The organism is Vibrio sp. Vb1574, from assembly GCF_033338675.1.
In genome coordinates, this window is record NZ_JAWOTC010000002.1 from 121258 (window position 1) to 141760 (window position 20503).

Sequence of the window (20503 nt, forward strand, 5' to 3'; positions counted from 1 at the left end):
TGACTCCTTAGTGTCCAAATATGCGCATCGACCAGTTCTTAATAACACCGGGCTGAGCGTTGTTTGCCATCGGAACGTCATAGATGGTGGAAGAGTTGAAATATGCAATGTAAGAATAGACTTCATCGCCGTTCGTATCTATTGCTCGCAACGTCCATTCGCCTTTTGCATCTTCGCCATAAAATTGGTTAGACAACATTAATTGATCTTTGTAGCCAGTAATCGATGAATCAAGAGATTGACCAACAAGACCATTGCGCGGTGTTTGCAAAACGGAACGAGTCCCTGATGGCGAAATGAGCTCGATAGCTAAGTCGGGCAGACGAGCGTGGTCCAGTGTCAATGTCACTTGAACGGATTCTACTGTCAGCTCATCGGCAATGGCGATACTTGAAGAACCACCAACTAGACTTGCATCGGGTACACTTACTTCTGTAGCGTTATTAACCCATGGCGTAATGACTTGAGTTGGCAAAACACGATTCGTCATGCGAGCACGTTGCATCGCTTCATCTAAATCTACAGCGCCGAAGCCATAAAAAGTATGGAAATCTACGCCTGCTGCGTTTTTCTGCCAAGGGGCAATAGCCTCGTAGCTAACCTGTTCACCTTTATGGTTAGTAAATTCAAGCTGTACGCCTGGATGCGCTTTATCCGTTACTTTTGCTGTTTCCGCTAGTAAAGCACGTACATCACGAGCAGAAAGTGCGTGGTTGGTTGACATGATTGCCGCGATGGCACCCGATGTGTTTGGCGCAGCCGATGAGGTTCCGTTCATCGTACTGGTATAGTTACAGTTCGGATCGAGCTCCGTTCCGCCGTGTAACCCATTAATGCCAAGGCCATCACTGGTATTTTGCCCTTCTTCACAACCCATTAAATCAGTGGTGACCATAGCAGGGAAATCTTGCCCATATTCACCTGCTGGTGCTGCAACCCACACGTTCGACCCCACCGATGAGTAACTCGCTCTCGTACCATCCGCTCGCAATGCACTAGTGACTAGATTGAAGTAATTGGCGTTATCATAAGACTGAGCAGAGTTGTGCATCGGTAAGCCTTGATTGTCTCCACCAGCAAAGAAGTTACTTGGCAATACGAAGAATCGCCCTGCATTGAAATAACGGTAACCATTACCTGCTGACTTTACAAATACAGCACCTCGACCCCATGCGTTACTCTCGCTGACGTTTTTCATCACGTCCATTTCAAGTTTTAGCTGAGGGTCGCTTTCATCAAAAGTAATCGGGTTTATAGGGCTGAAACCGTAACTTTGGTTAAATACGCGAACATCGCGTGTTGCTGGGTCCATGCCATGGGAGATTAACCAGCCTTCTAATGTCTGGTTGGCTAACCAGTTAAAACCGATGAGGGAAGAGTGATAAGCGACACCGCGTCCGCCTTCACCGTTGTTGCCGACGGCGCTAATCAAACCGGCTACAGCAGTGCCATGACCATTAGTATCAACCGGATAACTTGGTGGGAATGAAGAGTCTTCGACGAAGTTTCTGCTACCTGTAACTATATTACCTGCAAGGTCGGGGTGATCGATCTGCACTCCAGAATCAATAACAGCAACTTTCACACCAACACCTGCAATCCCCATTGCCTGAGTGAGCTTAGTGTTTAAGTCGTTCCCAGCAACAGCAGGATTAGCCGCAAACGCAGTTTGCCCCGTGTTGTCTAAGTGCCATTGTTCAGAATAGAGTGGATCAAACGCCGAGACGGCAGGTGCAATGCCTACTGCCAACATAGCAGCAAATAGGCGATTAATGCGTATTTCCATTTTTGACCTCATGTCTTTGTTTGGAATTTTTTAGTTCCTGTTTCATATTCCGCTAACAGGAACAAACAAAGCTAACGACAAAGAATAAGGACGAAAACCATTTACAACTTGTTTACATTAAAAGTTCGATGGACAACATAAGTCTTTGTTAATTTACTGAAACTATGAAGTTTTTATATGTCGCATCGAACATGCATGAAAAGTGAAAAGCAGAAAATACGAGTGTACCGTCTGCTTCAAGAGGGGGGGTTATTTAGTTGGAGCGGGTTGAATAGTTGCCATTGGTTTCTTAGGTTCGGCTTTTTCCTTAGGCAGCACGTTATCAATCCACTTTTTAATGTACAACTTATCGAATTCTTTATCACACCACTTTTTGTTTAATCCACGTCGATTGAACTCAGCACCAATCGCCACTTTGGTTTGGTTAGTTGCACGGTTGTAGTAGAGAGTTTCACATAGTTGAGTGTTACTCATTTGCTGGGCATATACGTTGACACTGCTGCTGCGCATTCCCAGTTGAGATGCTTGCTGATTACTACACGCCATAAGAAATAGAGGCGCAAAAGTAATAATGATTAGATTTTTTTTCATGTGTGCTTTTTTATGATGTAGGGTGAATGACGAACTGGTTTCTACCAGCTTGCTTCGCATCATACAAAGCTTGGTCTGCCAAGAAAAACCATTGATCCCATTCTTGTTTAATTATTTGTGCCGACAGTTTGTCCACTGCTCCAAGGGAAATTGTCGCGTTTAATGGTTTAGAGTCAACCACCAATGGTGTGTTTTCAACAGTATATCTCAATCGCTCCAAAAACTTAGCGCAATCTTCAACTCGCTGTACTTCGAATAATAGGACAAACTCTTCTCCACCCCAACGAATGAGTAGGTCACCAGAGCGGGTGGATTCATTAAATAGCGTGGCAATATGAGTCAGCATTTTATCGCCAATATCGTGTCCATATTGATCATTAAAGGTTTTAAAATGATCGACATCTAAAACGGCTAAGGCAAATGTTCTATCTGGGCTTCTACGAGCCATTTTGTCCAACCAAATGTGAAGATAGCGACGGTTATGCAGTTGAGTTAATGGATCGGTAGTATTTTCTTGAGTGAGTGCTTTATTAATACGTCTAACGCGCAGTACGTAACGAAAACCAACGACTCCAATTGCCGCAATAGCGATAAAGTAGAACATTTCTCGATAGCGCTGTGAACGCAGTTCAGAGGCTTGTAGCGCATTTTTTGTTTCTAGCAATTTGAGTTCTTTCTGGGCTAACTTAGCTTCGAGGTCAAACTTAATGTTAATCATCTCTTCACCATGAATATGATGAGAAAACTCAGCCTCTAGCTCTCTTAATTGGGTTAAATAATGAAAAGCAGCTTCATAGTCATTAAGAATTTGATGAGCGTTTACCAGTACCGAAAGCATATCAATACGCTGCCGCAGCTCTAATTCACTGGTTGACTTGGTTTGTTCTAGAACGTTAAGCGCTGTTGTAATAGCTTTATCGTATTGTTTGTTTGCGAGGTAAGCCTCTGCAAATGCCTCATAACAAGACGTTTTTAGCATTTCTAGATTTTTTGGAATGGGCAGGTCTACGCAACGCTGTGCGACCATTAATGCATCATCAATTTTTCCTACCGAGCTCAACATTTGTGAAAAGCTGGATAAAGAGTGGTGCTTGACTGTGTCCGACCCCGTTTGCATTGAAAGTCGAATGGCTTCATTGAAATAATATTCCGCTTTTTTGTTATCTCCGAGGCTCGAGTGAACGATGCTAAGGTTTGCGTAGATAACCCCCATAAAAAAGCTATTATCGTATTGATATTCGCTCTCTAGGTAAGTGTCGAGAGCTTGCGTTAGGTAACTGTTGGCCCGAGCCCAATCTGATGCGTCGATGTAGACCGTCCCAATGTTGTTCAGTGTCATCGCGACTTGTATTTCAAATACTGTTTTTTCTAATAACACATAGGCATTGCGGTAATATTTTAGGCCACTGCGTAGTTGATTTCGAGATACTTCTAGATTGCCTAACCAGCGGTAAGCACGGCCTTCTAATGCTAGATAACCAAGATCACGGGCTGTAGAAACAACGTCATGGAGTAACAATTCTGCGTTCCAGTTATCGTCTTGCTCAATCATTGTTACAGCTTTATTGAGCTGTGCTTCAGCGACGACCCATTCCAAATGGTGCTTTTTACCGAATTCGATTAAATCGGGCATATCTTTCGGTAATGGAACGCCTTCGTAACGCTTAAGGTACTTTCGTGCAAAGTAATACAGAGCAAGAGACTCCGCTGATGCATGCTGTGGCGTATTTAACTCATCTTTTTGAATTGATCGCGGCTTACCCATCGAGCGAAAGTAGAGTTTTAACATGGGCTTGCTTTCTGCTGAAATGTGTTCTTCCAGATAAGCTTGCTTTTCGGTACTCGCCAGTACGTTGGTGGGATGCAAGAAAAGTCCAAGTGCAGTACAAAGTGCGCAAGCCAGTGTTTTAATTGAGAAGTGCATGAGCGTATTAATAAAATGTGATCTCTTAACCGAATACCAGTTAAGTCTACCATTTCTTGTTGGTTAAGTGCGGATGGATTCCCAGTGGCAAAGTGTTTTGGGAGTGAGATACGAGAAGGATCTCTATAATATTATGATTTATAAAAACAAAATCTATTGAAAACTTATGTAATGATTGGAAGATGGCATAGGTAGGGTAACGATGGAAGGTAAGTGAGCATATTCGGTGGACTCAATCTAATGATTTAAGCCGCGGATTCATCGCTCGAAATCAGGGTGAAGTGTAAAAAATTACGTTTCTGTCATAAATATTTAATGTTTGTATGGGTTGTTAAAAAACTGGATATTAGACATAGTGTTATTAAGCCAATAAAAAATGGCTATTTATAATAAATAGGAGATTAACTATGCATAATGAAATGATTCAACCTTCGCACTTCGGCATTATCGGCCGTACCTGCATCGCTTCAGTACTTATGATTGCGGGTGTTTTCGCTCTTATTTAAGAGTCAAGGGTAACGATGATTACCTTTTAAAGAGTAAGAAAATTCAGGGAATCACCTTAACCTTGTGTAAGGTATTCCCCTGAAAATCCAAGCTAGTCTTTAGTTATTAGCTGAAGAAGCTAAAAATCAATGCACTTACCGCCACAATGCCTGCTGCTAGAACAAAGTAAGTAGAGACATTTCCTCGATATTGTTTCATCGCCTCGATTTTATACACCGCTAACATTGGCATAATAAATAAGATCATTGCAATAACAGGCCCTGACAATGCTTCCATCATACCAAGAATACTTGGGTTCATGATCGCCGCCGCCCAGATTGAGAAGAACAGTGCTGCCACGCTGATACGATCAACACGCTTCTCAGATAGGTTAAAATGCTTGGTAATTAAACCATTTAAGCTTTCACGCGCACCTAAAAAATGCCCAAGGAAAGATGAAGTGATAGCAACAAACGCTACTAAAGGACCAAGTGTTGCAATAAATGGATTATCGGTTGCGTTCGCTAGGTAAGACAATACGGATACGTTTTGTTCTTTTGCTTGAGCCAATTGTTCAGGTGACAGTGTTAGCACACAGGAAAATACAAAAATAAGAACAAAGGCAATCAGCATGATGCTAGTGCGGCGAAGAATAACTTCGGATTTGGCATCTGCCTGCTTACCGTAATGGCGACGTTGTACATTTGCAAAGCTTGAAATTGCAGCTGCGTGACTAAACGAGAAAATCACTACAGGAACTGCTAACCACATAGTGCTAGCAAAAGCTGACGCTTCTGGCACATCCATGACAGGCATGGTCCAGTTCGGTATTAAGTAAAATGATAGAAAGGCAAGAATGGCAACAAGTGGGAACACCATAATGGCAAAGGCCCGTAGCATTACTTTTTCACCCGCCATCATAATAGCAATTAGTGCAAACACTAGTACGCCAGAAAGCAAAGGTCTAGGTAAAGAAGCCATATCAGCCTGATTTACCATGAAGCTATCTACTGTGTTTGTTATTCCAACACCATATATCAACAGGATCGGGAAGATCGAAAGAAAATACAGCAGTGAAATAGAACGGCCTGCTTTTGCGCCGAAGTGCTCTTCCACTACATCAGTGAAGTCTGCGTTTTTGATCTTAGAAGATAGTACAAAACGAGCTAAGCCACGGTGCGCAAGATAGGTCATTGGAAAAGCAAGTACTGCCATCGCGACTAAAGGCCAAAAACCACCAATCCCAAGGTTAATTGGCAGAAACAGGATGCCTGCGCCAACGGCCGTTCCAAATAGGCTAAGAACCCAATGTGTATCATGTTTTGACCAAGCTGTGGTTGTGTTTATTTCACTAGGATTTAAGGCATTTCGAGATTCTTTCACTTTAAAACTCGCTTTTATAAAAATAATAATGCTGAAAATGGTAAAGGTTTTAGTGTTTATTATCACATGCGAAGCTTGGTGAATAATGCTGTGGACTTGGGGTGGTTGTAAATTATCCAACTATGAATTTTTCAATAAACCAGAATAAAGTTCTTAATTTTAATGTATTTAATGGTTGTATGTATTGAAATTTTCATCTTGTGTGGTTTTTGATTTTGCGGTTAAAACTTAATCACGGATGTATGTTCTAAGTGAGTTAGGCCTAATTTTCAGGAAGAATATTACATTTCTTAAGCACTTAATTGAGATGTTTGTGTCCCGTCATTTAGATGAGATTTAGGTATACTGCTGCCATTCATGTTAAAGAAGGAGTCATTGAATGGACATCTTGTCTGCGCAAAAAGAGGACTTATTTGCCATATATAAGCTCGAAAATACTTTATTTGGAGAACACGCCTATCCTCAATTTTTCTTTCGGCAAGCTTTTGATTGTTGGGGAGAGAGCTTACTGGTAGCAAAAGAGGGAGAGCAGGTCGCAGGGTATATATTGCTAACGACTAGCACAAATGCACATCAATATTGGATCATGTCATTGGCCGTCGATATTCAACATAGAGGTAAAGGTATTGCGCGTTCCCTCCTAGAAAACGTTATTGCGCCGTTGAAGTTAGGCTCAAGCGTGAAATTGACTGTCGATCCTAAGAACCAACCTGCATTGTCTTTATACCTCTCCCTTGGCTTTAAAACGTTAGAAGAAGAAGCGCATTATTTTGGTGACGAAGAATCCAGGTTAGTCATGGAATTAGTAAAGTAATTCTGCACGATAATGACCGAAATTTGCACACAATCAGTGCGTAGCATTACGTTGCTATAATTGGTTTTAAGCTAACCTTTTGTATAGTAAAGGTTTTTAATCTTGGCACCTCACTTGCTTTACATAAACGTTCATCGATAACTCGATGCGCCGCTCTCAATAGCAGGCGAGAGCGGTATAGGGTATTACTTTTTGAAAATGTACTAACAGCGTTAAAGGCATTGCTGCCTCTCTCGATTCGGGAGAGGCTTTTTTTTGCTAGTAAGTTGGGCTGAATCGCACTGGAGGTGTTATGTCGCAAGGATGCAAAAAAACCACTTGTCCCTATTGTGGTGTTGGATGTGGTGTCGAGGTCAATGCGAAAGGAATCGTTGGGGATGCGTGTCATCCTGCAAATGCGGGATCACTGTGCGTAAAGGGCGTCGCGCTGGCAGAGAGTTTGAATATGCCTTCGCGCTTGCTGTATCCAAAGCTTGTCACCAAGCAGCGACCTCAAGGGCAAGAAGTACAATGGCAACAAGCCACGGATCTGATTGCAGAAAAGATTCATCAAGCGAAAGCGGAGTTTGGACCTGATTCCGTCGCTATGTATGTTTCTGGTCAGTTGTTGACGGAAGACTATTACGTCGCCAACAAACTCATGAAAGGCTATGTTGGCAGCGCTAACATCGATACTAACTCCCGTTTGTGTATGTCTTCGGCGGTTGCGGCTCATGTACGAGCATTTGGTGAAGATGTCGTTCCCGTCAATTACGACGATATTGATAAGACTGAGCTATTGATAATTTGCGGTGCTAATACCGCTTGGACGCATCCTGTTTTATTCCGACGTATTCAACAAGCGAGAGAAAACAATCCTAACCTCAAGCTGGTGGTCATTGACCCGCGTGAAACGGTCACTGCACAGCAAGCCGATTTGCATCTATCGATTAAAAACGATGGGGATGTATCACTTTTTAATGGGCTGCTTAAGTTTCTTATTGAGCAGCAATGTATTGATTCTGAATACATAAATTCCTATACCGACGGGTTTGATACACTTAAAGAAGAAGTCTCTGACTTGCGTTACGATGTCACTAATCTAACGTCTTCCATTGGGATTTCAGAAGAAAAACTCACGACATTCTTCCAATGGTTTGCACAAAGCCCAACCGCAATCACGTTGTTTTGCCAAGGGGTTAACCAAGCCGAAAATGGTGTCGATAAAGGCAATGCCATTATTAATGCACACTTGGCGACAGGTAAAATTGCCAAGTCAGGTTGCGGGCCATTTTCTATTACAGGTCAACCGAATGCGATGGGTGGACGAGAAGTGGGTGGTTTGGCAAATCAATTAGCGGTTCATCGTGCTTTTGACGCAGAGTCTATTAAGCAAGTGCAGGCGTTCTGGGATTCACCAGAAATTGCCACTCAGCCCGGTTTAAAAGCCGTTGAACTGTTTGAGGCGGTAGAACGTGGTGAGATTAAAGTTCTGTGGATCATGGCAACCAATCCTGTTGTCTCTTTGCCAGATAACCAATTGGTAAAACGAGCACTAGAGATTTGTCCGTTTGTGATTGTTTCCGATATCACAGCGGATTCGGATGTTGCGCATTACGCGGACCTATTGCTGCCCGCCGCTGGTTGGGGGGAGAAGCAAGGCATGGTGACCAACTCTGAGCGTCGACTTTCAAGGCAGCGCCAGTTTCAAACGCCTCCGGGTGAAGCAAAATCAGATTGGTGGGCGATATGCCAAGTCGGACAAGCTCTGTGTGCATTGGAAAAGACACAAAATGGCTTTGCGTTTACTTCTGAGCGGGCGGTATTCAGGGAATATGCGGCGATGACAGGTATGAATGCAGATTCGCCATTGAAGCTAGATCTTTCTCAATACGCCAACTTAACCGAGCAAGAATACGAAGAGTGGGTGCCAACACAATGGGGAGGAGAGCGTCCTTTTGCTGATGGCGTCTATTCGCACCCAGATGGTAAAGCGCGTTTTGTCGTGACCAGTGAATCTCCAACGCGTTTAGAAAGAACAAAAGGCTGGTGGCTCAATACGGGCAGGCAACGCGATCAATGGCATACCATGACGCGCACAGGTCATATCGCACACCTTGCCGCCTCTGAGTTAGAACCAACCGTGTACATGAACACACTCTCTGCTACTCAAAATCGCTTAAAAGCAGGACAACTCACCAAGCTGTTTCAGCCTACTTCAAACACCAGTATTTATGCCAAAGTTGCAATTGATGAAGGTTTGGGTTTTCAAGAGCTATTTATGTCAATGCACTGGGCGGGTCGATATGGCGGTGAAAGCAGTGTTAACGCGATAGTAAACAGCGCAAAAGACCCTATTTCCGGGCAGCCTGCGTTTAAGTCGTCTTATGTTGAAGTGCAAGATGCGGCGGTAAAAACCTACGGTATGTTCATCGGTACACAGTTTGATTCCGGTAAATTTCTCTACAGCGCATTTCAAGCAGAAAGCAATTTGGGCATTTGGCGCTTTGCACACGATAAGCGACCAAAGAAGCAGAGTTTTTGTCGAACGGAAAAGAGCCGCAGAATTACGATAGATATTGCCCAAGGTTGGTTAGCAGTGGATTACGACCTTGTTGGAGAGGTTCGTATCATTCGTTCTGTTTTAGTGGTGTCTAGTGAACCGATTCAAACCGACTACACCAACTTTACCGGCTTGATTGGCAAACCGATGGAGCTATCGCAACTGCTTACCATCACTCAATCGCAAAGTAGCGCCAAACTGGTTTGTAGTTGTTTCCGCGTTACCGATAAACAAATACATGACGCGATGGAGAAACAAGACTGCACGTCAGTGACCCAACTTCAAAACAAACTCAAATGCGGTACTAACTGTGGCTCGTGCGTCTCTCAAATCAAACAAATGGTCGACAGCCATCAGCATCAAAAGGGCAAACAGCAAGCGAACCAGCAAAGTTTGGCTATTCAAATAAAGTAAGTCATAAAGAGGATAAGCACATGGAAGCGCCTTATCAAAAGTCTTGGTTTAAGAAAGGACAAGCGAGTCAGAAACAAGAACGCTCGTCTCGCTTTTCTAAGCATGATCAAGCAAGCAAACTGAACCAACTTTTAGAAGACCATTCACTAGACCTGGACGCGAACCACAAAGGTTTTGTCTCGATTGTCGGAGCAGGGCCGCACGATCCTGACTTGTTAACGGTAAAGGCTGTGAAAGCGATTATGTCGGCAGAGGTACTGTTGTACGACCGTTTGGTTAACAAAGATATTTTGGAGTTGGCTTCGCCACAAGCCGATTGGATTTACGTGGGCAAAAGATGCGGACAACCTAGTATTGGTCAGGAAGAAATTTGTGACTTGATGGTATCGCTCGCTCAACAAGGAAAGCGAGTTGTACGCTTAAAAGGGGGAGATCCTTTTGTATTTGGCCGTGGAGGTGAAGAGGCGTTAGCACTCGTCAAACACTCAATCGCGTACGAAGTCATTCCCGGCATTACCGCTGCGATTGGATGTTCAGCAAACAGCTTGATTCCGCTGACTCATCGTGGCGTTGCTCGCAGCGTTACCTTTGTGACGGGGCAAGTGGTAACAGGCGCATTTGAAGCGTGGAGCCAACTGATGCAAAGCGGACAAACGTTAGTCTTCTATATGGGGTTAGAAAAGTCATCGCAAATACAAACGGGTTTAATAGGCTCTGGTTTGAGAGAAGATTTTCCAGTCGCGATCATCACTCATGGTTGCAGCCCTCAACAACAAGTGCATGTTACCCAACTCAATCAGCTCAATGAGTTATCGATTACACTTAAAGGCATCAGCCCAGCATTGATTGTGATGGGAGAAGTTGTCAAACTGCGCGAACAATTAATAGAAACCGTACAGTCAGTGACGGAATACGAGGGAATATGAGCAGCATTTTGGAGTGTATCAGAACAGTCGGTCGTGGCGAACGTGGTAGAAAACCACTGAACTTTGACCAAGCGTTTCGAGTTATGGATGAATACCTAAACGGTGAGTGCGATGACGATCAGATGGCAATGTTATTGATGCTGATTCGTGTACAGAACGAGACTCAACAAGAAATCGCCGGCTTTGTGAAAGCATTCCAATCCCGCATGCCTGCTATTGGTGCAGACATCGACTGGCCATGTTATGCAGGTAAACGTGAAGCGGCAGGTCAACCTTGGCACCTGTTGGCAGCGAAGATCCTCGCCGATAATGGCCATAAAGTGCTGATGCATGGTTATCACGACCGTCAATCTGGTCGTTTGCATGCTGAAGATTACCTCGACAAGTTTGCTATCAAGAAAGCGGAATCAGCCGAAGACGCAAAACGTGTGTTAGAAACACAAAACATCGTGTATCTGCCGCTCAGTGCGTTTGCGGCTCAAGCAGAAACCATGATCGGTTGGAAGAATCGTTATGGGCTTAGAACGCCGATTAATACTGTGGTTCGAGCATTGAATCCGGGGCAGGCGACGGTTGGTATTCGTGGTAGCTTCCATCCTGGATTCCAACAACTTCATGCTGAAGTCGAATACGAGATTGGTCAAACCGCTCATGCTGTTGTGTCCTTCAAAGGACAATCGGGTGAGTCAGAATACAACCCGAAAGTAAGCCAAACGGTCTGGTTAAGCCAAACAAGCGGCGTGACATCGCACTACTGGACGGAGCAAATGCTGTCTGAGGTGACAATGCCTGCGAACTGCCCGTTTGGGACGTCAGAAGATGACATGAACCAAATGGCGAATACGGTTCTTGCCACCATGACAGTGGTGCTATTTGCACAAATGCACGACAGAGAAAAAGCATTCGAACGAGCCTTCTCTTACTGGCAAGCCTATTGCGCCCAGCAATGACGCACTATTGTCAATTAATGTAAAACCAACGACGCAAAGTTGTTGAATCTGAATCCATTATCTATTGTTTGAAGAAGGTAAAAGATCCTAGCTCGCCAATGATGTGTTTCACCACCTTGCTCCGTATCAGAGTGGTGAAACCGCAGTTTTAGCCTCAATCGCGTTCGTTTCTCGCTGCGCTTTTGAGAATGAGAAAATCCCATATGGTAAGACACAGAGGACATGGATAATGGTTCTAAAGCATACCACTCCTAGTGAAAAGGCTTCTCATCCGATCCCGCAAGAAGCCTTCGATTGGTACGACGAATACGCCCACGGAAAAATCTCGCGCCGTGAGTTTCTAAATAGGCTGGGTGGCCTTGCTGTGCTTGGCTTTAGCATGACAGCACTGGTTGACGCGCTAACCCCGAATTACGCACTCGCAGAACAAGTTTCATTTAACGATCCTGACATCAAAGCAACTTACGAAACCTTTCCATCTCCAAATGGGTATGGAGAAGGGCGTGGTTATTTGGTGATGCCACAGAAGAAGACCTTGAAATCGCCGACCGTGTTGGTGATTCATGAAAATCGAGGTCTGAACCCTTATATCAAAGACGTGGCTAGGCGACTTGCAAAAGACGGCTTTATTGCTTTCGCTCCAGACGCGCTTTATCCACTCGGCGGCTATCCGGGGAACGACGATGAAGGTCGCGCAATGCAGAAAGAGATGGACAGAGCCAAGATCGAACAAGACTTTATTGCAGCCGCTAACTTCCTCAAACAATACGAGGGTGGAAACGGTAAATTGGGCGCGGTTGGATTCTGCTTCGGTGGATACATTGTCAACATGCTCGCAGCAGTTATGCCAGAAGAACTCGATGCAGGTGTGCCTTTCTATGGAACACCTGCGGCTCAAGAGATCCAAAAGCAAGTCAAAGGGCCGTTGATGATTCACTTTGCAGGGCTCGATAAGCGTGTTAACGACACATGGCCTGCTTATGAGCAGCAATTGATCGCAACCGACGCACAGTATCAAGCGTTAATGTATGAGAACGTCAACCACGGCTTCCATAACGACTCAACAGCACGCTACGCACCGGAAGAAGCGGCGCTCGCTTGGGAACGTACACTCGGCTTCTTCAAAGAACATCTCGCCTCTAGTTAAAACGCTTCAACTTTAGTTGGCACATTCCTTGTTATGTCTCTCTTAGTGAGTGAGATATAAACAAGGAATGTGCATGACTCAATCAACGTCAAAAACACCCATTATAGTATGCTGTGATGGCCTCCAAGAGCAGGCTCGATTGTCCGGTTTGTTGAGCAAAGATTACGACAACATCATTGGCTGCCAATTGGCACAACTAGAAACGCTTATGCAGCGAGAACCGTCAGCAAGCGTTGTGGTTGGATGGCAGCAACCAACCGCGGAACTGCGTTTGATCGTCGATTTCTGCCGCAGAAAATCGGCACCACTTCTTATCGTCTTAAAGCAATTATCATCCAATGATATCAATCGTTTATCAGAAAAAATGGACTATGTTCTTATGCCGCACGATAGTGAGTTTGCACTTCAACCTTGGATTGAACATGCGACATTAGTGAGAGCGAAATTCGAAAGTATGCAATCGGAAATTGAATCGCTGACCTTTAAGATCGAAGAGCGCAAGCTGGTGGAAAAAGCCAAGGGGCTGCTGATGAAGATGCACAGCGTTGATGAAGAACAGGCTTATAAAGCGCTACGAAATTCAGCCATGCAATCGAGCCAAACGCTCGCACAAGTTGCCAAGAATTTGATAACTACTTTGGAAGTGTTGGATTAGTCGTTCTACCTCTTTGGGGTTAGGGTGCGTTTTCTAACGTGGTGCGTGTTGCACTATCAGCAAGCAATAACAGGGAATTAGAAACGGTAGAATAAACTAATTCATTGTATTTACAGTGAAAAATAAGTTGGCACAGTAATTGGATTAGTAGAATTGGGTTTATTGTTGAATCGCTTATCTCAATTATCAACGGCGGTAATTGTAGACTTAGCAACGGCGCTACTGCTCTTCGGAGTAGTGGCGCTTTTTTTATGGGAGCAAACCAATGAAATGGAGTTCGATGCTGAAAGTGTCAGCAATTTCGTTATCGGTATTCACCACGGTCAGCGTAAAGGCAGAGTTGGGTGAACCAGAAATTGAAGACCTGAAGTTTGGTTTTATTAAGTTAACCGATATGGCACCGCTGGCGGTTGCTTATGAGAAAGGCTTTTTTGAAGACGAAGGCTTGTACGTCACTTTAGAAGCGCAAGCAAACTGGAAGGTGCTTTTAGACCGAGTCATCGATGGTGAGCTTGCTGGCGCGCACATGCTTGCTGGTCAGCCATTGGGCGCAACGATTGGTGTCGGCACAAAAGCAGAAGTGATTACCGCGTTCAGTATGGATTTGAACGGCAACGCAATCACGGTTTCCAATGATACTTGGGAGCAGATGAAGCAGTACATTCCAAAGCAACCAGATGGCAAACCTGTTCACCCAATCAAAGCGGATGCATTGAAGCCTGTGGTCGACAGCTATCTGGATAAAGGCAAACCATTCAATATGGGGATGGTGTTCCCTGTATCGACGCACAACTATGAGTTGCGATACTGGCTAGCGGCAGGTGGGATTCACCCAGGTTTTTATGCACCAGAATCCGGTGACAACAGTGGTCAGTTGGATGCTGACGTTCTTTTGAGTGTTACACCGCCACCACAAATGCCAGCAACAATGGAAGCGGGCACGATCAAAGGGTACTGCGTAGGCGAACCATGGAACCAACAAGCCGTATTTAAAGGCATCGGTACGCCAGTCGTGACCGATTACGAGATCTGGAAGAACAACCCAGAGAAAGTGTTTGGTGTTTCTAAAGCTTGGGCTGAGAAGTATCCAAACACGCACATTCGCGTAGTGAAAGCCTTGATTCGAGCTGCACATTGGTTGGATGAAAACGACAATGCCAACCGCCAAGAAGCAGTGAAGATGCTATCAAAAAGCGAATACGTTGGAGCGGATGCCGAAGTTATCGCCAACTCAATGACGGGCACATTTGAATACGAGAAAGGCGACAAACGAGACGTGCCAGACTTCAACGTGTTCTTCCGTCATAACGCCACTTATCCGTATTACAGCGATGCGATTTGGTATCTGACTCAAATGCGCCGTTGGGGACAAATCTCAAGCGAGAAATCCGATGATTGGTACATGGATGTGGCGAAAGAGGTGTACCGTCCAGATATCTACCAACAAGCAGCTCAAGCGCTAATTGAAGATGGAGTGTTGAGCAAAAAAGACTTCCCAGATTTCAGTGCTGAAGATGGTTTCCGTGCGCCACAAACACACTTTATCGACAACATCGTTTATGACGGTCGCGAGCCAAATAAATATCTAGAGAAGTTCTCTATCGGGCTTAAAGGAAAAGACAAGGTTTAACCATAACGATAAACGCCACAGGCGAGGGAATTCGCTTGTGGCAACAAGGATGTAAATTTCTTAGGAGTGAGTATGTCTAGTAATGTCATTTCCCTGTTTCCTGCTAAGCAGGTAGTGAACCGAAGTCGGCTGGTGCTTTTGCCCGTCATTGGCTTGCTGATCTTTTTGGCAATGTGGCACTTAGCGGCGAGAGAAGTGCAAACTTCATTAGGTACGCTACCGGGACCTGTGCAAACTTTTCAGCAGTTCAGCAACCTTGTCGATGACCATTGGCAAGAGCGAGAAAAGGAACAAGCGTTTATCGAGCGTCAGGAAAAGCGCAATGCTGCGAAGTTAGCGAAGAATCCAGATGCGGAAGTGAAGATTCGTCCTTACACAGGTAAACCGACGTTCTTCGATCAAATCATAACAAGCTTAGTGACTGTAACCGCGGGCTTTTTGCTGGCGACGGTTATCGCGATTCCACTTGGCATCGTGCTTGGTCTTAATCAAGGGCTGTATCAAGCGTTCAACCCAATCATTCAATTGCTCAAGCCTGTATCACCTTTGGCATGGCTGCCTATCGTTACTATGGTGGTGAGTGCCACTTATGTGAGTGATGACCCGATGTTTGCTAAGTCGTTCATTAACTCTCTGATCACCGTGGCGCTGTGTAGCTTATGGCCGACGCTGATTAATACCGCTGTGGGTGTAACGAGCGTTGATAAAGACTTAATCAACGTGAGCAAAGTGCTCCAACTTTCGTGGTGGCAGCACATTCGTACCATCGTTTTACCTTCTGCCATTCCAATGATCTTCACCGGTTTACGTCTCTCTTTAGGTATCGCTTGGATGGTATTGATTGCAGCAGAGATGCTCGCGCAGAACCCTGGGTTAGGCAAGTTCGTTTGGGATGAATTCCAGAACGGCAGCTCGGCATCATTGGGTCGTATTATGGTCGCAGTCATCACAATCGGCTTTATTGGATTGATGCTCGATAGAGGCATGTTGCAACTTCAAAAGTGGCTGTCTTGGAATAAACAACAAGCGTTGAGATAAGGGAAAAGATCATGGAAAAAGCATTATTAGATCTAACGCGTTTAGGGATGCGATTCCCAACGCCAGATGGCGAGTTCATCGCGCTTAACAACGTCGATTTACAAATCAATAAAGGCGAGTTTGTATCCCTAATTGGTCACTCTGGCTGCGGTAAATCAACGGTATTAAACTTAGTCGCAGGGCTACACATGCCAACAGACGGCGGCGTAATAGTCGATGGACGAGAGGTGGCAGGGCCGGGACCCGACCGCGCAGTGGTATTCCAAAACCATTCATTATTGCCTTGGTTAACCGTGTATCAAAACGTTGAGCTTGCAGTAAAACAAATTGCCGGCAAAAAGGGCAAAGCGTGGATTCAGGAACAAGTGAACCACTATTTGGAGTTGATTCAAATGCAGCATGCTGCGCACAAAAAGCCGGATGAAATCTCGGGCGGTATGAAGCAGCGAGTCGGCATTGCGAGAGCACTGGCACTTCAACCAAAGGTTTTGCTGATGGATGAGCCATTTGGTGCGTTGGATGCGTTAACACGTGCGCATTTGCAGGATGCACTGATGAAGATCCAAGCCGAGCTAAACAACACCGTGATCATGATTACTCACGATGTGGATGAAGCGGTGCTGCTATCCGACAAAATCGTGATGATGACCAACGGACCGGCAGCAACCATTGGTGAAGTGTTAGAAGTGAACCTACCTCGCCCTCGTGAGCGTGTCGCACTGGCGGATGATGCGCAGTATCAGAAGTGTCGACAAGCCGTATTGAAGTTCCTTTATGAGAAGCAATCCAAAGTCGAGATTCCTGCTTCGAAAGAAGACAAACCCAAAACCGCAGCGCAAACGGCATAAGGAGGCAGCGATGAACAGTCCTTTAACGATTCCAGTAAAGAACGCATTGAGCCACATCGTTGTGGTAGGCAACGGTATGGTCGGGCAACACCTTGTCGAGCAATTGGTACAGAAAAACGCGCATTTGGAGCACCGAATTACCGTGATTGGTGCAGAGCGCTTTATCGCGTATGACCGTGTACAGTTGTCCTCTTTGTTTGCGGGCAAATCTCATGATGATTTGATGCTGAGTAACCAAGAATGGTACGACATGCATGGCATCCAACTCGTACTTGGCTGCCAAGTAACAGGCATCGACAGAGAACAAAAGCGCCTTCTGCTTGATGGTGAAGATGTGCTGGGTTACGACCAACTTGTGCTCGCGACTGGTTCTTACCCGTTTGTGCCTCCAATTGAGGGTAAAGACCGAGACAACGTGTTTGTCTACCGCACGCTTGATGACCTTTCACAAATCAAGAAGGCATGTGAAGGCGCAAGAACAGGCGCAGTGATTGGTGGTGGCTTGTTGGGTTTAGAAGCGGCAAACGCACTCAAACTATTGGGGCTAGAAACTCACGTTATTGAATTTGCACCCCGCCTGATGCCCGTGCAGTTAGACGATGGTGCTGGCTTAGTGCTAAAAGAGAAGATTGAAGCGCTGGGGCTAACTGTTCATACCTCGACGGGTACGGAGCGAATCTGCGATGGTGAAACGGCTAAGCATCGTATGGTGTTTAAAGACAAAGATCCTCTCGAAGTGGATGTGATTGTCTTCTCCGCAGGTATTCGCCCTCAAGATGAGTTGGCAAAAATGGCTGAGCTAGAAGTCGGCGAGCGAGGCGGCATTGTGATTGACAACCAATGCCAAACCAGCGATGAGAATATTTATGCGATTGGCGAATGTGCCCTTTGGGAGCAGAAGATCTTTGGTTTAGTCGCACCCGGTTACACCATGGCGAGAACCACTGCCGATGTCTTGACTGGGATGCCAAGCGAAGGTTTCAAAGGTGCAGACATGAGCACCAAACTCAAGCTGCTTGGGGTGGATGTGGCGTCTATCGGCGATGCACAAATGCAAACCGAAGGCGCACAAGAAATGGTATTGCAAGATGCGGTCGCAGGCATCTACAAAAAGCTGGTGGTTGATGCGAGCGGCACCCAATTGCTCGGTGCAATTCTTGTTGGTGACAACAGCGATTACGATGCGCTCTTACAGTGTTATTTGAACAAAACGGTCCTGCCAGACCACGCGGCGAACCTGCTGTTTGATACCGGAATGCTTGATGGAGAGATGCCAGACAGCGCCATTATCTGTTCTTGTCACAACGTCACAAAAGGCGACTTAGTTGCCGAGATTCAAGCTGGCACCACCAACCTTACGGACCTTAAAGCGAACACCAAAGCCGGTACTGGCTGTGGTGGCTGTAGCAATATGGTGAAGTCGGTATTGGATACTCAACTGGCAGCCATGGGGGTAGAGGTTAACAACCACCTTTGTGAGCACTTTGAGTTAAGTCGCCAAGAGATGTTCCATATTTGCCAAGTGGAACAAATCAAAGACTTCGACACCTTAATTGCACTGCATGGCAAAGGGCATGGGTGTGATATCTGTAAGCCGACAGCGGCATCTGTTTTTGCTTCTTTGTGGAATGAACACATCATGGAGCCGCAGCATCAATCTCTGCAAGACTCTAATGATGCCTTTATGGCGAACCTACAAAAAGATGGCTCTTACTCGATTGTGCCTCGTGTTCCGGGTGGCGAAATCACACCAGACAAACTCATCGTGCTAGGCGAAGTCGCTCAGCAATACGATCTATACACCAAAATCACTGGCGGTCAACGCGTGGATTTATTTGGCGCGCAGTTAGAACAGCTTCCTGAAATCTGGCAAACCTTGATTGATGCTGGTTTTGAAACAGGGCACGCCTACGGCAAGTCGGTGCGCACCGTGAAATCTTGTGTGGGTTCTACTTGGTGTCGCTATGGTGTTGATGACTCGGTCGGATTAGCGATTGAGTTAGAGAACCGCTACAAAGGATTGCGAGCGCCCCATAAGCTTAAGTTTGCCGTATCGGGATGTACTCGCGAGTGTGCAGAAGCGCAAAGTAAAGACATTGGGGTGATCGCCACTGAAAACGGCTGGAATCTATATGTGTGTGGTAATGGCGGCATGAGACCAAGACACGCTGATTTGTTTGCATCCGACTTATCCAAACCAGAGTTGATCATCATGATTGACCGAGTTTTGATGTTCTACGTCAGCACCGCTGATCGCTTGCAGCGCACGTCTGTGTGGATGGAGAATATGGAAGGGGGCCTAGATTACCTTAAACAAGTGATTTTGGATGACTCTCTGAATCTATGTGATTCTTTGGATGAACAAATGGCACGAGTCGTAGATACCTATCAATGTGAGTGGAAGAGTACGTTAGATAATCCTCAAAAATTGCAACGCTTCCGTCCTTTCTTGAACAGCACATCGGGCAGCAAAGTCTTGCCGTACCAACGTGTGCGCGGTCAGCGTATTCCAGTGAAACAGGAGGTGTAAATGGCAGCTTTAACCAAAGTGAAATTGTGTCAGCGTGATGACCTAATGCCGTTCATCGGTGCCACGGTGTTGATTGAAGGCGAGCATGTGGCGTTGTTCTACATTCCAGATAGCGGTGTTTACGCCGTTCAAGATTGGGACCCAATTGGTAAGGCTTATGTGATGAGTCGAGGGATTGTCGGTGATATTGATGGTGAGATGTGTGTCGCATCACCACTGTATAAACAGCACTTCAGTTTAAAGAGTGGGCAATGTTTGGAAGACGATGCGCACTGCCTAAAAACGTGGCAAGTAACGATCGACGATAATCAGGTTTGTTATTTAGCCGAAGAATGATCCTCGAAATTAGCTTGCTCGATATGAATAAATTATTGGCATAAGAGAAAAGCGAATAAAGCTCCAGAGACAGCACAGTATCGCTCTGGAGCTTTTTGTTATTTGGAAGGATTCACTTGGAGTTCGGTATAGCCAGTCGAGTCGTCCATCGCTCTGGTAAACTCAAGTTTTGAGTAAGAATGGATGATCAATTCTGCGGTGGTATCTATAACCGTGCCTTCCATTAAATGCCCACCCCAAACTCGTCCCTCACGATCAGACACCGAGATATGAACGTGTTGATGTTCAGGCGTTAGGGTTCCCATCACAGAGACGATTTCAAATGGCTCTTGTTTGGTTAACGTACTCTCTGCACCTGCCAAACGAAGGTTGAGGTCAGAGATACAGCCAACGCATGAGGCAATCGAGCCTGCTTTGATACCATACTGCTCGACCAATTTCGCTAGGCTCAGCTTTAAGTCCATGCCTTTGGTAAGACGTACTGCTATCACTTCAATCGACAT

The 20503-nt window shown here is 45.4% G+C and carries 16 protein-coding genes; 11 read left to right on the forward strand and 5 right to left on the reverse strand.

The features are described 5' to 3' along the window. Window positions 1-7: 7 nt before the first annotated feature. The 4 genes from R7O12_RS02275 to R7O12_RS02290 form a co-directional block, all read right to left on the reverse strand. Window positions 8-1786 (reverse strand): S8 family peptidase, encoded by a 1779-nt coding sequence (locus tag R7O12_RS02275; RefSeq protein WP_054579021.1) that lies wholly within the window; start codon window positions 1784-1786, stop codon window positions 8-10. Between the two features lie 249 nt (window positions 1787-2035). Continuing rightward, a complete protein-coding gene (locus R7O12_RS02280; protein ID WP_017820239.1) occupies window positions 2036-2377 on the reverse strand; it encodes a hypothetical protein in 342 nt (113 codons plus the stop codon). A gap of 10 nt (window positions 2378-2387) precedes the next feature. Continuing rightward, entirely contained in the window at window positions 2388-4301 is a 1914-nt protein-coding gene (locus R7O12_RS02285) for a tetratricopeptide repeat-containing diguanylate cyclase (RefSeq protein ID WP_081008284.1), read from the reverse strand. 612 nt (window positions 4302-4913) lie between these two features. Then, window positions 4914-6170, reverse strand: coding sequence for an aromatic amino acid transport family protein (locus R7O12_RS02290; protein WP_005375868.1), 1257 nt, complete (start codon window positions 6168-6170; stop codon window positions 4914-4916). Between the two features lie 379 nt (window positions 6171-6549). On the opposite strand from R7O12_RS02290, the gene R7O12_RS02295 reads away from it, so the two are divergent. From R7O12_RS02295 to nirD, 11 genes are all read left to right on the forward strand, one after another. After that, a complete protein-coding gene (locus R7O12_RS02295) occupies window positions 6550-6984 on the forward strand; it encodes a GNAT family N-acetyltransferase (RefSeq protein WP_031781129.1) in 435 nt (144 codons plus the stop codon). Window positions 6985-7276: 292 nt separating this feature from the next. Then, window positions 7277-9940: a nitrate reductase gene (locus R7O12_RS02300; protein WP_149192224.1), complete on the forward strand. Its 2664-nt coding sequence runs from the start codon at window positions 7277-7279 to the stop codon at window positions 9938-9940. Window positions 9941-9960: 20 nt separating this feature from the next. Continuing rightward, a complete protein-coding gene (gene cobA / locus R7O12_RS02305; protein ID WP_176311578.1) occupies window positions 9961-10866 on the forward strand; it encodes a uroporphyrinogen-III C-methyltransferase in 906 nt (301 codons plus the stop codon). After that, a complete protein-coding gene (locus R7O12_RS02310) occupies window positions 10863-11816 on the forward strand; it encodes a glycosyl transferase family protein (RefSeq protein ID WP_054578977.1) in 954 nt (317 codons plus the stop codon). Before cobA ends, R7O12_RS02310 begins: the two co-directional genes overlap by 4 nt. 229 nt (window positions 11817-12045) lie before the next feature. Next, on the forward strand, window positions 12046-12963 hold the full coding sequence (locus R7O12_RS02315; RefSeq protein ID WP_054578976.1) for a dienelactone hydrolase family protein: 918 nt from the start codon (window positions 12046-12048) through the stop codon (window positions 12961-12963). A gap of 73 nt (window positions 12964-13036) precedes the next feature. Next, window positions 13037-13618, forward strand: a complete 582-nt coding sequence (locus R7O12_RS02320) for an ANTAR domain-containing response regulator (RefSeq protein WP_054578975.1) — start codon at window positions 13037-13039, stop codon at window positions 13616-13618. A gap of 265 nt (window positions 13619-13883) precedes the next feature. Further along, on the forward strand, window positions 13884-15248 hold the full coding sequence (locus tag R7O12_RS02325; protein ID WP_005387573.1) for a CmpA/NrtA family ABC transporter substrate-binding protein: 1365 nt from the start codon (window positions 13884-13886) through the stop codon (window positions 15246-15248). A gap of 72 nt (window positions 15249-15320) precedes the next feature. Then, window positions 15321-16286 carry an ABC transporter permease gene (locus R7O12_RS02330; protein WP_005375889.1) on the forward strand — a complete coding sequence of 322 codons (966 nt, stop codon included), beginning with the start codon at window positions 15321-15323 and terminating at the stop codon, window positions 16284-16286. 11 nt (window positions 16287-16297) lie between these two features. Continuing rightward, a complete protein-coding gene (locus R7O12_RS02335; RefSeq protein WP_054578974.1) occupies window positions 16298-17134 on the forward strand; it encodes an ABC transporter ATP-binding protein in 837 nt (278 codons plus the stop codon). 10 nt (window positions 17135-17144) lie between these two features. Further along, a complete protein-coding gene (gene nirB, locus R7O12_RS02340) occupies window positions 17145-19664 on the forward strand; it encodes a nitrite reductase large subunit NirB (RefSeq protein ID WP_053307744.1) in 2520 nt (839 codons plus the stop codon). Then, window positions 19665-20000, forward strand: coding sequence for a nitrite reductase small subunit NirD (gene nirD / locus R7O12_RS02345; RefSeq protein ID WP_053307743.1), 336 nt, complete (start codon window positions 19665-19667; stop codon window positions 19998-20000). A 98-nt stretch (window positions 20001-20098) separates the two neighbouring features. On the opposite strand, the gene R7O12_RS02350 is transcribed toward nirD, so the two are convergent. After that, on the reverse strand, window positions 20099-20503 hold the full coding sequence (locus R7O12_RS02350; protein ID WP_213962415.1) for a PPC domain-containing DNA-binding protein: 405 nt from the start codon (window positions 20501-20503) through the stop codon (window positions 20099-20101).